The 14521-nt window shown below is 51.3% G+C and carries 11 protein-coding genes; 4 read left to right on the top strand and 7 right to left on the bottom strand.

Going from position 1 to position 14521, the window contains the following annotated elements:
• Positions 1 to 55: 55 nt before the first annotated feature.
• From AB4Z19_RS27875 to AB4Z19_RS27845, 7 genes are all read right to left on the bottom strand, one after another.
• Positions 56 to 535 carry a chemotaxis protein CheW gene (locus tag AB4Z19_RS27875; RefSeq protein ID WP_442028884.1) on the bottom strand — a complete coding sequence of 160 codons (480 nt, stop codon included), beginning with the start codon at positions 533 to 535 and terminating at the stop codon, positions 56 to 58.
• 420 nt (positions 536 to 955) lie between these two features.
• Positions 956 to 1396, bottom strand: a complete 441-nt coding sequence (locus AB4Z19_RS27870) for a hypothetical protein (RefSeq protein ID WP_442028883.1) — start codon at positions 1394 to 1396, stop codon at positions 956 to 958.
• Between the two features lie 875 nt (positions 1397 to 2271).
• Positions 2272 to 2475, bottom strand: coding sequence for a DUF3667 domain-containing protein (locus tag AB4Z19_RS27865; protein ID WP_442028885.1), 204 nt, complete (start codon positions 2473 to 2475; stop codon positions 2272 to 2274).
• A gap of 300 nt (positions 2476 to 2775) precedes the next feature.
• Entirely contained in the window at positions 2776 to 2940 is a 165-nt protein-coding gene (locus AB4Z19_RS27860) for a hypothetical protein (protein ID WP_442028882.1), read from the bottom strand.
• 236 nt (positions 2941 to 3176) lie between these two features.
• Positions 3177 to 4625, bottom strand: coding sequence for a flagellar filament capping protein FliD (gene fliD, locus AB4Z19_RS27855; RefSeq protein ID WP_442036779.1), 1449 nt, complete (start codon positions 4623 to 4625; stop codon positions 3177 to 3179).
• Between the two features lie 123 nt (positions 4626 to 4748).
• On the bottom strand, positions 4749 to 5111 hold the full coding sequence (locus AB4Z19_RS27850; RefSeq protein ID WP_442036777.1) for a hypothetical protein: 363 nt from the start codon (positions 5109 to 5111) through the stop codon (positions 4749 to 4751).
• A 227-nt stretch (positions 5112 to 5338) separates the two neighbouring features.
• Positions 5339 to 8575, bottom strand: a complete 3237-nt coding sequence (locus AB4Z19_RS27845; RefSeq protein ID WP_442036775.1) for a ligand-binding sensor domain-containing diguanylate cyclase — start codon at positions 8573 to 8575, stop codon at positions 5339 to 5341.
• Between the two features lie 289 nt (positions 8576 to 8864).
• Here AB4Z19_RS27845 and AB4Z19_RS27840 point away from each other — a divergent pair, with 289 nt between their 5' ends.
• From AB4Z19_RS27840 to AB4Z19_RS27825, 4 genes are all read left to right on the top strand, one after another.
• Entirely contained in the window at positions 8865 to 9701 is an 837-nt protein-coding gene (locus tag AB4Z19_RS27840; protein WP_442027096.1) for an HD domain-containing protein, read from the top strand.
• Between the two features lie 246 nt (positions 9702 to 9947).
• Positions 9948 to 10805, top strand: a complete 858-nt coding sequence (locus tag AB4Z19_RS27835; protein ID WP_442027095.1) for a class I SAM-dependent methyltransferase — start codon at positions 9948 to 9950, stop codon at positions 10803 to 10805.
• Positions 10806 to 11505: 700 nt separating this feature from the next.
• Positions 11506 to 12288, top strand: coding sequence for a TorF family putative porin (locus AB4Z19_RS27830; RefSeq protein ID WP_442036773.1), 783 nt, complete (start codon positions 11506 to 11508; stop codon positions 12286 to 12288).
• Positions 12289 to 12296: 8 nt separating this feature from the next.
• Positions 12297 to 14438: a methyl-accepting chemotaxis protein gene (locus AB4Z19_RS27825; RefSeq protein WP_442028216.1), complete on the top strand. Its 2142-nt coding sequence runs from the start codon at positions 12297 to 12299 to the stop codon at positions 14436 to 14438.
• The last annotated feature ends 83 nt before the right edge of the window (positions 14439 to 14521 follow it).

The raw sequence follows: 14521 nt of genomic DNA, 5'->3' as shown, positions 1-14521 counted from the left end.
AACGCGTCAGTGCGTCGTTGAGAGGTACATGCCAATCAGAAAACGGATAGCATGGTTAAGCTGAAGCAGTGTCCATCAATTGCATCTCTGCAGACGAAATTAAGGCATCAATGTCGAGAAGAATCAGCATTCGGTCATCGATTGTTCCAATACCGGTGATGAAGTCTACACTCATCATCGAGCTCATACTTGGTGCAGGCTTTACCTGGTCCGCGAGGAGGGTCATGACATCAGAGACACTATCAACGACGAGGCCAATCAGGCGCTGTCGCACACTCAGGATGATGACCGCCGTGAATGGACCAACGTCGGCGGAGCCCAACCGGAACTTAATCCTCATATCGGCAACAGGAACAATAGTACCGCGCAGATTTATAAGCCCCTTGATGAAGTCTGGCGCATTTGCAATCCGAGTCACGGCAGGATAGCTTCTAATCTCCTGAACCTTATGCAGATCAATGCCGTACTCCTCATTGCCAAGTTTGAATACCAACGACTCTCTTGGCCCCGAATTCTCGCTAATTATTTTTTCCATATTTCCCTCGCGTTTAGACCACCGTCACCGCATCCGGCGACATACCATTATGGAAGCGTCACAAACGCGGCACTGACAATTCATTGACAATCTCGGCCACGATCCATTGTTCTAAGCTTTCAATAAGGGCCGAAGCGGAAGCAAATGGACGAGAAGCCTAGCGGAGTTCTGACCAATCTCGCCAGCACAGCGAGACGAATTCAACAATCCGAAAAGTAGAGCAGTTGACGCAGCACGCGTCGCTCGCTTGCGCGAACGCACGACCCGGGGGACATAGAAGTGCCATCGAGCCAGAACGCAAATCTCGAGATAACAATCTTGTTGTCACTTTGGCCCTATTACCACTTCGTCCTGAGGGGGCTTCTTAGCGCGCCGGAACCGACCTATAGGCTGGAATCGTTGTGCGTTTTGATGTCGATATCAGCCATTGTTACGAAAGAGGTGTGGTTCCGATGACGATGAAGAAAGCTTCCTCTTCGACCACACCAGTCTCACGCCGAAATAAAGTGCGAAGACCACGTCAAACGTGCCGCAAAATTCTGGCCACCATGGAGGGACACCTTTATTTAGGATCAATAGGTTATGAACCGCATCAAAACATCCGTGACCCGCCAACCCCACAACCACAATCCACTGGCTCTTTCGAAAACCGACTACGGCCGCGATACCAAATACTGCCAACGGCAGGATCTCGATGAAGACGACTCGTGGTTCGTTTGCGCAGCACGCGAATAGCACGTAAATAGCTGCCACTACGATTAAAATAACCGGGTAAAAGCCGCGCTCGCGATCTAGCTTGATGTACGTACCTAAGAGCCCGACGCCAATTGCTAGAGCGATCCCGATAAGCACACTCAACATTCGGATCTCCGGATTTCAAAGGAATTGCCGCCCAACAGATACTTCAGCTCGCCAATCGTCAGGCCTGTAATCTCATGCATGCGAATAAGCATTCCGGAACTAACGTTCGCTTTTCCGTGCCGCATTTTGCTCAAGATAGGCTGACCGACCCGCAATGCAGTCGCTAAGGCAGAGTCTGTTTTCACCTGAAGAATTTCCGCTACCGTATCCAGCAATCGATTTGGATTGTATTCCAGTCGAGCTTTTCTCACAAAGTTTAGCGCTTCTCTATCTATGGCGTGCATTCAATTTCACTGGTCGAGGTTGCGGATATTCGTGGGTGAGTCACAGCCCTATGCTATGTGTAGAAGTTAATTATTCTCCACACCGCCAGTCTCAGAGCCACGAGCCTTCAAGACAAAGAGATTCTAGAGAAGGTTACGTCGGCAAAATTGCCAAACAATTGCAAAATGCCGCCAACTTTAATTTGAGCGGCAAGCTATGGACCATCCTTAGAATTCGGAGAGGGCACAAAGGCCTAAGTAACGATTGGCAGCAAAGAGGCCCAAATTGGCAGCACCGGGTAGTAGCGCAGCAATATGATTGCTGCGTCCCAAGCGTTATCTATGTAGTCTCCAATGCATTGTGGCGATCCTTCACGGCATCAATCGATGCCGTTTTTTTTCGTACTTTAGTTTTGATACGTCAACCGTCATAAGTCCGTCTGGAGCTGGTCGGCATGCTGCCTTGGCCCATTCTGTCCTGAGTTCTAATGCGAACTCACTACGCCCAGGCCAAGTACGATCAACACACCAAGCAGGAGCGAAAGGCAATGAAATATCATCAGCAATAACCACTTCAATGTGGTTGAGCTTCTCACCGCGAAAAAAATCAGACTAAACGAAAAGATAGAGCCGAAGCGGCTCGACATATCGCTTGCGGCGGCCCGCCAAGTACTCATTAGTAAGCAGGCCAGGATGGAACAACAAGCGGGTGATGCTGCCCCAAAGCTTGCCCTCCAACGCGACATAATGTCCAACAAATTCATGTAGAAATTCAAGCAAACTCAGCGGATGCAGCCGGGCTTCCTGGCCACACATCGGGCAAAATTTCTCTGTCGCGACGGCGCCGCAGTTTCGGCAATGCTGGCTAGATTCCACATATATGGCCTCCAGAGGAGATTAACTGCAGAGCATTCGCTCGATACTGAGGCTACATCTAATGGAATTCACTCTAGCAGCGAGATAGCCCGAACAGACTTCGTCAGTATTTGAACGCGTTTCGAAGTAAACGCATCTACAACACTCCACGAATCGCCCGATCTCGAAGCCAACCGTTTTGTCTTACAAGGACTACTCGCTGATCTGGTGCCGCCTCAAGAACTGCGGTGCTCACAATTCTTACTCAATGAGCCGACGTACGTAGGCATCAATCACAACGTCGTTTTGGATGCGTTTACCTTCTGTTGCCAAAGCCACTTCCTTAGCTACCTCCGCTGTTGGAGCATCCTCAACCTGGACCTCTTCGGTGTATTGAATTGTTTTGACAACAATGAATTTCGGCACAGCGATTCCTAAACTAAGGGTGAACAATGACCCAGAAAAATTGGCCAGATTTTGCTTTCATCGTAAGGCTCAGACTTGAACAAAAACTGGTCTGTGAGCCAAGCAGAGATCCAGGGGACAAGGACAACAGTTCACGACAATAAGACTGGCTGACGGTCCATACTCATTCCGCAGATTTTGCTCATCTCTGAGCTATGCGAAATCTACTAACAAGTACTGGTGAATTCCAAAAGACTTCAACCGTCTTTTGCGAACAGCGCATCGAAAATACTACTTGTAGTGGTCATTTGCGACTGAAGAGCCTGCAGTTGAGTGAACTCAGCTAGATAGCGGTTGTAAGCGCTGTCGTAACTCGCACTAATCAAGGCCTGTCGGTTCGCCAAAGCCTTTTGCCTGCTGCTATTCACATCCTTGCGCAACGCCAAAGTGCCAGGGGCAAAAATGTCTTTGTTGGTAATGGGATCTACCCCAACCTTGCGCGAAGGAGTCACCCAGCCGTACGTAAATGCGTGTAAGCCTCCTAATGCACCGGATTCAGAACCCGGCGTGGCGCTGCCAAAGATTTCATCTAGCGCGACCGGGTCGTTATCGAGAGTGACCTTCAACCGCTTTTTGTCTAACGACAGCGTGCCATCGTGTTGAAGGGCGATCCCATAGTTGGCAAAGCTCAATCCATTAGATGTTGTCCGAAGCATCGCGACCATGTTGGAGTGCAGAAGAGTCAGCGCGCTATCACTCGCAAAGGCCGACGGGGCTTTCCCATTGTTTGGATCACCGTGATCTGAGACAGTATTGATGGTTCCAATGAGAGCGTTCCAGCCGTCGACAAATGCCTGAACGTTATCTGCGGTACCAGAGTAGTCCCTATCTACAGTCACGGTAACTGGGGGGGCACCGACTTCATGCGCCTTGGTGAAAGTCATGGAAACACCATCTATCACGTTAAACGTGTTGGACGCTTGAGTCGCCAGCTGTACGGCGTCCCCACCAGGATCTGCGGGGTCTCCTACCCAGACAATGGCGTCCTTGGCTGCCACTCGAACTTTCTTGTTTCCATTGTCAAGTTGCATAGCCAAGTTAGCGTCCGAAAGCTGACTAACATCAAGCGTTACGGCATGCTCAGTCCCGGTCAAACTGGACGTAAGTACAAGGGTCGTTGCGCCATTGATTGTCATCGTGGAGGCGCTAACTCGAGACTTGTTGTCCGCTGACACGTTAATAGCCGTCGCGATCTCTTTTGCTGTCAGAACGCCGTCACCACTTCTGTCCGCAGCAGAAAGATCCACTGAAAAGCTTGTATTGTCAGCGAACGTTACACCCAAAGTTCCAGCACCGGCTGCTTGGGTATTATTCTGCACACCGGCATAAGAAACCTGGTTGGCGGTAGCGATTTGCTGAACGTAAAACTGATAAGTGCCGGCATCTGCGGTAGAAGTAGCAGATGCGATGCCCACGTCCGAGCTGAATGTGGCGGAGTTTGCCAACACAGATTTCTTGTCGCTCATAGAGCCGAGTACATTGTAAAATGCGGTCAATGACGTTCCGAGCATGCTCAGTGCCGATGCCATATCTGAGGTAGCCTTGGTTTGCACATTCAAACTATCTTGCGCACCTTGGATGTACTTCTGAGCCAACTGTGTCGCAGTTGTCTTTGGGTCGAAATTCGGAAGGTTTACTGAAGTCATTGTTTTGCTCCGATCAGTTTCGCTACGTGTCAATGGAGTGCTCGCGCCGCGCAGATCTCGAGAAACCGTACAAACAATTAACCCACGTCTAATCGCAGCGCGTGTAATTCTTGGACTGCAAAATTATGGCGAGTTCGCTGAAGAAGTTCGCTTCACCAAATCACGAGTTTCGGCAGCAGCCAGCGACCGGCAGTACGGACTCGAGACGACTCTCCGCTGACGCTCCGGATCGAAATAGCCCTCCCTGTCCCCCATCAGCCAACGGATATGGCTTATGCTCAAGTGAGACACGTCATGAATTTTCATAACCATTTCGGCCGTTACAGGAGTCAGACGGCGACGCATTCTTGAAATGGTTGAGTGGGGGACGCCTATAATCACTGAAAGGGCTGCGTCGTTGCGTGCACCCATCATGTAGTGCAATGCGTTGAATAGATTATCTGGCCTGTAGTCATACCCTTCGGCGCTTTCCAAAACGGCTTCCATCGGCTTATCCAAGAATCTGAAAAGCTTTCAGCTTACCGAGCGAAGAACCTTTCGATTGCCAAAGTAGTGAAGAATGCAGCCAAGGTGGACTAAAGGATACACATCACCAATGACGATAGTCCAACCTTAGCCATGAGCGCGCGCAGCACTTCGCGCATCGAACGTCGTCGTGTGCGCGATAAAGTGCGATGCTCTTGCGCTTGCAGGCCGCCGCAACCAAATAGTTCTCACGCTGTCGTTTGCCGATCCATTTTTGGCATAGAAGCTTCGCCATCTAGACTAGACGACGCGAGGACAGCTCTGTTGCGGCCGAAATGCTTTGCTTTATACAGGGCACGGTCGGCCAGAGCAATTAGACTCGCAGAACAGCTTTGCGCATCCGTTGGAACCAACACAGCAGCGCCAGCACTCACTGTCATAACTTTGTGAGGTGAAGAGGAGTGCGCCACACCTTTTTCTTGGAGGTGAACGCAGATTTGTTCTGCGAGGTTTAACGCAAAATCTTCAGTAGCTTCGGGTAGTAATAAGGCGAACTCCTCTCCACCATAACGGGCTGCGAGGTCGCCTGGCCGTTGAGCGTATTGAGCAAGCATTTGCCCGAACACATTAAGCGCTCCATCACCGGCCTGGTGACCATACGTGTCATTGAAGCTTTTGAAGTGATCAATATCAAACAGGATAAGCGCAATCTCCTTCCCTGTACGCCTGGCCCGGCGCATCTCAGATTCAAGCGAAGATTCAAAAGCGCGTCTGTTTCCTATTCCGGTTAGCATGTCGGTGTTGCTCAACTCCGCTAGCTTGGCATTACTCTTCTCAAGGGCAGCAGTGCGCTCAGCGACTTTCTTGCGGAGAGTAGCGCTCAGTTTCCTCAAATGACGGACCCGCCACTGGTATAAGACTGCCAATAGAAGCAGCAAGACCAACATCGCCACAATACGGAACCAACTGGTTTGCCAAAACTGAGGAAGTACTGTGACAGGAAAAGTCAATTCGTCACTCCAGCCACTGTCCGGTTGCCAGGCGCGGATGCGAAACCGATATTCGCCCGGGTCCAAGTTGGTGTAGCTAACAGTTCTTTGCCCTGGCTGTGTGTTCACCCACTCGTTGTCCAGGCCATCAAGTGCGAACTTGAATGAATTTCGATCTGGATCTAAATCATGAAGCGCTGCAAAGCCGAAGGAAACCGTTTTAGCCCCGGCTGCCACAATCAACGAGCGAGGATGAACAGGTGGCCCCATTAATTGAGAACCGTTGGCATAAATACTTTGCACGATTGATTCTTGTCCGATCCGAACATGCGTCAATGCCACCTGTGGAGCCCGCAGAATGCGACCCGCACACTCAGGCCATACTTTTGTGATACCTTTGTATCCACTAAAGTAAAGGTTGCCTTCGACGGCTAAGACAGCACCGGTTGCATACGCTCCGCTCAATCCGTCGCTGGGGCCAAAGCTCTGGGCAAGACCGGTGTCAGGATCTATGCGCAAGAGACCGCCTACCGTGCTGATCCAAATCTTAGATGCGCTGTCACTAGTAATCGCGAGGATTTTTGCCGTACCTACGCTAGTGGAGAAGAGACGGACTCGAAACGAAACGACGCCCTCGTCAGATGTAATCAACTCGGCAAGACCACTTCCCGTACCCACCCAAATACGGCCGTTTCGATCCTCATGTAACGCAGTTACTGCATCGCTCGGCAACGCTGTCTCGCTTCCTTGCTCTGGCCGGAAATGCTTGAAAGTCTTTGCGATAGAGTCAAATTGATCCAAACCTCCACCATGATGCTCGGAGCCCATCCAAACTCTTCCGCGGCGATCTTCGAGGATTACAGAAGTACCGGTCACGCTTCTACTAGAAGGATCGTCCTGGCTATGTGCAAACACTTCAAACGAGCCGTCACCTGGATCGAACCGAACGACATCCCCGCCCGTGCCGACCCACAGCTTCCCGCTCGATGAGGGTGCTATAGTGTTGATGAAGTCTCGCCGAAGCTCGCCGAAATGGTAGACGCGGATGTTAGAACGAGATCCATCCAATCGATGCAATCCTGAGGCGGTGCCAATCCATAAGACCTCCGTCGGATCAACATATATCTTGTAGACAACGTCACTACTCAAGCGGTCCGAAGCCGTAGAACTAACGTTGAAGCATCGCTCAACTTGTCCATTGGCCGGATTGAACAAGGTAACGCCACGGTTATTTCCGAGCCATAGCTTCCCCTTGCCTGCGCGTTCCAAAGTCTGAACGGTGTTACTGGTTTGGCCGCACTCTCTATCAAATGGCAAAATGCGAGCAATACCGCTGGCATTCAAGTTGGCTACGCGTATGCCGTTTGCGTAAGTTCCTATCCACAGCAAGCCGGCGCGGTCACGAAAGACAGCGCGTATGTAGTTGGACGGCAAGCTGTACGGATCGTTAGGGCGATAAAGAAACTCTTCAGTCCTCGTACCGTCCGACAGCCAACGCTGCACGCCGGCGCTTAGTGTTCCCGCCCAAATTGTTCCGTCCGTGTCACCGTACAACGCCGTGTAGCGGACAAGCGGTACATTGAGAAGTACCCGTGCTTCCCACGGCTTTTGCATTTCCCACCTTAGCAACCCTTGTTCAGTGCCGATCCATAGCACACTGCCGACGACATGTAACGCTCGAACAATATTTGTCTTGGCATTAGGTGCATTCTCCTGATCCACGCGCAAGTGTCGAAACTGATTAGCGCCATGTGGAAGATACTCAAGACCGCCTGGCCAAGTACCTGCATACAGCCCGCCTTGAGCATCGATGGCCAACGCATTAACGTCGTTGGATGCAATGCTGGTCGGATTGCTCTTGTCATGCATATACTCCCGAAACCGCCCGGTCTCTGAATCGAAATGCTGTAGTCCACCCCAGGTGGCAATCCACATACCACCTTTACCATCGCCAATGATAGACCTGACGTTCAGCGAACTTGGCGACCGAACCTGAGGTGGACGATAGCTGATAAATGCTTCGGTCTCTGCGTCATAACGGAACAAGCCTTGCTGCGTGCCAGCCCATAAGACGCCATTCGGCGCTTCATATAGAGCAGTAACACTCGCATGAGGCTGCATCCCGGCTTCTGTCCCAAAGTGGCGTGCCTGCGCACCATCGTAGCGATAAATTCCCGACATGGGCGTGCCGACCCAGATGAAACCGTATCGATCCTGAAGCATTGAAAGGACTCCGATTTCATCGCGATCCAAGACGGGACGTCGTTCGAAACGTAAGCCTGCCGCGATGCTGGCCGCAGCAACTTCACTGAAGCACGCAAGCAAGGAAAACAAGACGAACCATAGCTTCGTCGAACGGAATATGCTCCAGATGTATTGACGCGACCGATTCGGTGTAGCCGTCGGATAAGTACAGGCTGATGAGTAGAGCTCATCGCGGCGGCATCCAGACGACCAAGCAAATTCCAATATTGCACGCATGAATTGAAGTGCCACGGTGCACGCACCGTCGTAGCTGACTGTTCGACACACAAAAATTGTATGGTGCTTGAACACCCTCCGAGAGTCAGCTTTCGCGAATATGCTGCCACATCGCGCACCAGAACTATGGCTGCGTTTAACGAAAAGTTGGCCTTCTTGTTAGCCCGTGATCTCCAATAATTTGTCTTTTTGCGTTCTGGAGCAGGGACTGCTGCGTGTCATGAGAACGATCCGCTTCGGATGCGAAACAGATCTGGTCCGCAGCCGCAGCAAAGCTCCTGGGCGAAACGCCCAGGCTGGAATCATGTACATGGCAATCGCGCCGCGCGTATTTCAGGCTAGTGCTTCACCGAACCCAAGTATTGAGGAACAAAAGATGAGTGAAATATTCGGAAACGTAGCATGGGGAAATCGGACAAAAGGCGACCTAAGCCGGAATGAAAAAATTCGCTACCTTACCCAAGCCGTCTGTTATCAGCTAAAGGATTGGACGCAGATCCTCACAGCATCACAACGACGAAAGCTCGCAGTGTTGGACTGGGATCAGCTTTCAATTCCCGACTCCCAGATCGCTAAACAGGCTGAAGAGCTCTGCCGAGTAGCGAGCCCAGATTTCCTGGTGAATCACTGCTGGCGCAGCTTCATATGGGCTAGCGTACTTTCTAAAGTGGATGGGCTGGCTTACGATCCCGAGATCTTGTTTGTGGCCAGTATGCTGCACGATTTGGGCCATACCTCCGAGCATAGCAGTTGCACTTCTCAGCACTGCTTTGCGGTCTCAGGCGCAAATGCCGCGCAGCGCTTTCTCTTACAAGCTGGATGGTCCGCATCGAAAACGGACCAAGTGGCCGATGCAATAGCCTTACATATGAACATGCCATCGGGTCTTCGCGACGCAAGCAATGAGGCGAGGCTACTCCAAACCGGCGCGGCATTCGACGTCGCAGGCAGCCGTTCTCGCGACATGAAGCGTGAAGATATCTACTCCGTCATCGCTCGATACCCTAGGCACAATATGGGCAAGAATTTTTCATCACTGATGGAAAATGAGGCTCAAAAATGGCCGAATACCCGAGCCGCATTGATGGTCAAATTTTTACAACTTCGCTCCCGTGCCGAGTCGGCACCGTTTGGCGAGTGACCGTTATTAACCACGCCGAAATGACCTGTTTGACCTTTTCGCATGCGAGCTGAAATCGACGTCGGTACTCCACTGGGCATGCCCGTCGGTTCTGAAGTTTATCGTTAGCCTAAATACAGCAAGGTCGGTAACGACTCGTTCCTCTCCAACGGCCTAGGTTGACGGCGCTTACGGTATGACGCTCTGAGTGCCTTGCTGGCTGCAGCCCAGTAATTTTCATCTTAAATCAACTCCAAGGATAGCCAATTGAATAAAGAGCGCGTTGCTACGCACTGCGTTTGCTGCGGAAGCCAAACACTGGATAAATCGCCCGCTGTACTAATGCCGTTCATAGCGCATCGTGTATTTAACTGGGCTCCGGTAGAGATCACCTCAGAGTGGGGACTGCGAACCCTGAAGACGGGTACGAGCTACGCCATCTGCAATTCGATTCAATGCCGCGATTGCTCCCACCTCTTTTTGGATATTCGCTTCGATGAACAGGAAATGACAAGGCTATATCATGAGTACCGCGAAGAAGCCTATACGGCGCTTCGTGAACACTACGAGCCTGGCTACCGAAAGCGCAATTTGCTGCTAAATACCGGTGTACCCTATCTCGCCGACATTGAAGCATTTCTGGCACCGCATTTGCCACACACGCCTCGGGTACTGGACTGGGGCGGAGACACGGGCGCCAATACGCCGTTTAAGCATTCCAACAAGCTGCTGCATATCTACGACATCAGCAACAAAGGCATCGTGATTCCCCACGCGCAAAAGGTGTGTCGCGCCACCGCTTTCTCACAAGAGTATGACCTGGTTGTGTGCAGCAACGTGCTAGAACACGTGCCCTACCCTGTCGACTTGGTTAAGGATTTGATCCACGCAATGGGTCCCGAAACCTTACTTTACATTGAGGTTCCGTTTGAGGACGTCATGCTCCGGCCGGATCCACTGCAAGCGAAGCGGCACTGGCATGAGCACATCAACTTCTACAGCGCACTTTCAATGACCACGCTGCTACGTAATTGCGGCTTGGAGGTGATGGACCAGAAGCTACTGAACGCCACCGCTGGCGGGGCATCGTCATGGATTCTCCAGTTTGCCTGCTACCGTGCCTAGTGTATCTTCGGTGGCATATCGTCAGCGCATTCTGTGATGATGATTGGACGCAGAACATCCTCGAATTCTTCTAAGCGCTAATCGAAACGGTAGCCTGTTATACGCGCATCAGTACAGAAGCCTTTCCGCACAACTTTCACAAACCGCCATCGAGCTCAGCATAGCTGTCCCAGGTATGGCTATTTCTAGCTGACTTCAATCCACGAGACACACGCTTTACAGGCGAGAAAAAAAAGCCAGTCCGCAACGACTGGCCAAAGGAGGTTGGAAAAGCAAATCAATTCTAGCCCCATGCTGAAAGGCCTGACGGCCAAACATTGCTATCAACTGCCAAATCCGAACTGTGAGATGAGCATCAAGCGTGACGTACTACGATCTTTTAGTGACCGTTGTTGGTGCTGGCGCATCGGTCGTTAATTTGAATCGAGAACGCAATGCACAACGTACGTTTGAAACTACAACGTCTGTCCAAGAGCGTCGAACACAAGGAGGAGCGACGCGCTCGGACTGATGCACGACAGCCTCGCCTAATGAACAATTTTCGATGGCAGCAATTCTGCAGAAATAGGCAGAAGTCCTTGAATTTCTCATGCTAATCTGATCCCTTACTTTGGAGTCTCGCTAGCTGGTCGAATTCCCTCTGCTGCGAAATTCTTAGATGCTCCACCGACCGCGCCTAACTTCTTAATACTCTTTTGCCTTGAACCACTTCACACGAACACTCATTGTCGCCAGCGCGATAGCCACGCCAATGGCCTGGGCTCAGGAATTGCCAACATCTGTCACCGAGCCAGTTTTTAGTGGATCGATAGCAGAAACATCCCAATACGTTTCCCGCGGTGTGCGCCAGACTTGGGGGAGAGACGCTCGACAGATTGGACTCGATTGGACGTATCCCGACGGGTGGAGCTTAGGGATATGGATGTCAGATGTTAATCGACGCTTCATTGAAGGCGGTCGAGCGGAAGTCGATGTCTACCTTACATACGCACGTTCTGTCGGTGACCTTGGCCTTAACGCTGGCCTCACCCATTACCTCTATCCCGGCGCACGCATCTCTGAAACGGGTACGCGTTTTGACTACACAGAATTGATGCTGGGTACGACATGGAAGACTCTTTACGCCAAGGCCTATTTCACAGTGACGCAGGATTTTTTCGGCATTACTGATGCTCGAGGTACTGTCTACGTCGACCTTGGTGCCAACCCAGAGCTTGCGCCAGGTTGGGTCCTTAATTTGCATGCCGGAAGTGGAAAGGTTGCAGGATCAAAGAATCAAATTTGGAATTGGAGCGATGTAAAAATTGGACTCACGAGGAACTGGTCACCTAGCTGGAGCACTTCAATCGCTTGGACTCATGGCTTCGGAATGAGCGATGCCTATAGACAGTACATGAGTTCTGTGCTCGACAAAGAAGGAAGCCCGTTAGTTTCCAATGTGGGAGCAGGGACCGTAGTCCTGTCACTCACTCGTGCTTTTTAGGAGTATTCATGCGAATCCTTAACCTCCCCTCATGGTCGCTGTCGGCAAAAATATGTGGTACTGCGACCGTACTCGCAGTGATTGGCTTGTGTGTTACCGCTACGGTTACCGGCGTCCGAAGCAAAGCCATGGTCGAAACCGACGTAATGGAACAAGCACGCATGGCGGCAAAGGTTGCCAGCACGGCACTTCGAAGTCGTATTCAGTCTGATTTTGCTTCGTTAAGCACCCTTGTAGGAAATGTAGAAAGCAGTATCGAATCGAACAATAACCTATCTCGATTGCAGCTAGTTTCGATGAGTCGGCAATTCATGGCGCGTAGCGATCACCTCGTTGGGATGACCATTGCGTTTGAACCGAACCTCTTTGACGGGAACGACGCTAAGTTTGCCGACAAAGGACCAGAGTACGATTCTACTGGGCGTTATATGCCGTATTTCGTCAAGGAGGCCAACGGGGACGTACGGGTTGAACCGATTGTCTTCTCAGACAAGCCGGAAGAGAACGAATGGTACAACGCACCGAAGCGGAACAAGAAGGTCCTCTTTACGGAACCATTTCAGTACGCGATAGACGGCAAACAAGTGCCGATGGCGTCATTGGTGATGCCTGTCCAGGTACACGGACAGTTTGCAGCAACTGCTAGCGCAGACTTTCCGTTGAGCGGATTGTCCAAACTGTTGGCTGAGCTGCCAGCGATGGAGAACGGCTCGCTAGCACTGGTGTCTAATGGCGGAGTCTACGCGAGCAATCAACATAAAGAACTCGTTGGTAAACCTGCAGAGGATATTCCTGCTGCGGGCCTTGCTGCTATTCGGGCTGGAAAGGAATTTGAATACACCAGTGCCGACGGAATGATACATCTGCTCGAGCCTGTACACATTCATGCCGACGTGTCCCCTTGGTCAATCGAGTTGAGTTTTCCTCGTGCGCTTGCCATGAGACCCGTGAAAACTTTGATTACGAATGCAGTATTGGCCTCGATTATCAGCGCACTAATTGCAACGATAGTGCTGGTGTCCGTGCTCTCAAGATTGTTGCGCCCCCTAAAGAGCCTGTCGCATGCCATGGAGGGCTTGGCAAACGGCAGCGCGGATTTAAATGCAAGGTTACCTAAGGTGGGTAATGACGAGCTCTCGGTCATTGCAGAAAGCTTTAACCTTTTTGTTGGCAAAATTCAGCAGGCGTTTGACCGGGTTCATGAAGCGGCGACCGTGGTGGCCACAGCAAGCAAAGAGATCAGCCAAGGTAACCAGGCCCTATCTACGCGTACAGAACAGCAAGCAGGCACGATTGAAGAAACCGCAGCCTCAATGGAAGAACTGACTGGTACGGTTGCACAAAACGCAGAGAGAGCACAACAGGCCAGTACCGTAGCGATTGACGCTTCGAGGGTAGCCACTCACAGTGGTAAAGTCGTAGCAAACATCGTGGAAACGATGGGGCTGATAAATGACTCTTCGCAAAGAGTCAAAGAGATTACTGCAGTGATCGATAGTATTTCATTCCAGACGAACATCTTGGCACTGAACGCCGCCGTCGAAGCTGCAAGAGCCGGCGAAGCTGGGCGCGGCTTCGCCGTTGTCGCGTCAGAAATTCGAAACCTCGCGCAACGCAGTGCAGTGGCTGCTGGTGAAATCAAAGTACTGATAGATCAATCCGTAGAGCATGCAGAGTCCGGAGCGAGCCTTGTGGTAGATGCCAGAGGAACTATGGATGAGGTCGTGAATTCAGTGGCAACACTAGCAAAGATTGTCGATGAGATCTCAATGGCAAGTGCTGAGCAAGCCTCTGGAATCAAACAGGTAAACGAGGCGATTTGTGCGTTAGATGGTGTGACGTTGCAAAATTCGGCACTTGTGGAGGAAGCCGCGGCAGCTACTGAAAGTCTCGAGGAGCAAGCGAGCAGTCTCGTCCAAATCATTGATGAATTTTGCTTGCAATCTACCGAGATGCCACAAGACGCGAGAAACATACCGGCAAAGTCTCCAAGACCTTTGATGCCTCCGCAAAGCACGAAATCTGAGGAGCCAGTATTTATCTGGACGACGAAGCCTACGCTTTCCCAGAAAACTGCGGCGCCTAGCGCGAAGCCAAACCGACGCCCACCGCAGGCTGTGGAGTTGGGTGACGATTGGGAGACGTTCTAAATGAGAAAGACAGATTACAAGGCCCGCCAGCCGTCTGTCTTCTTAAACCTCAGAGCACTATTCAACGAACAACCTAGCTGAAT

It is taken from the genome of Pseudoduganella sp. RAF19 (assembly GCF_052114165.1).
Classification (GTDB): Bacteria; Pseudomonadota; Gammaproteobacteria; order Burkholderiales; family Burkholderiaceae_D; genus Rugamonas.
Note: the sequence above shows the minus strand (reverse complement) of the source record. Positions and strands in the feature narration are given on the sequence as shown.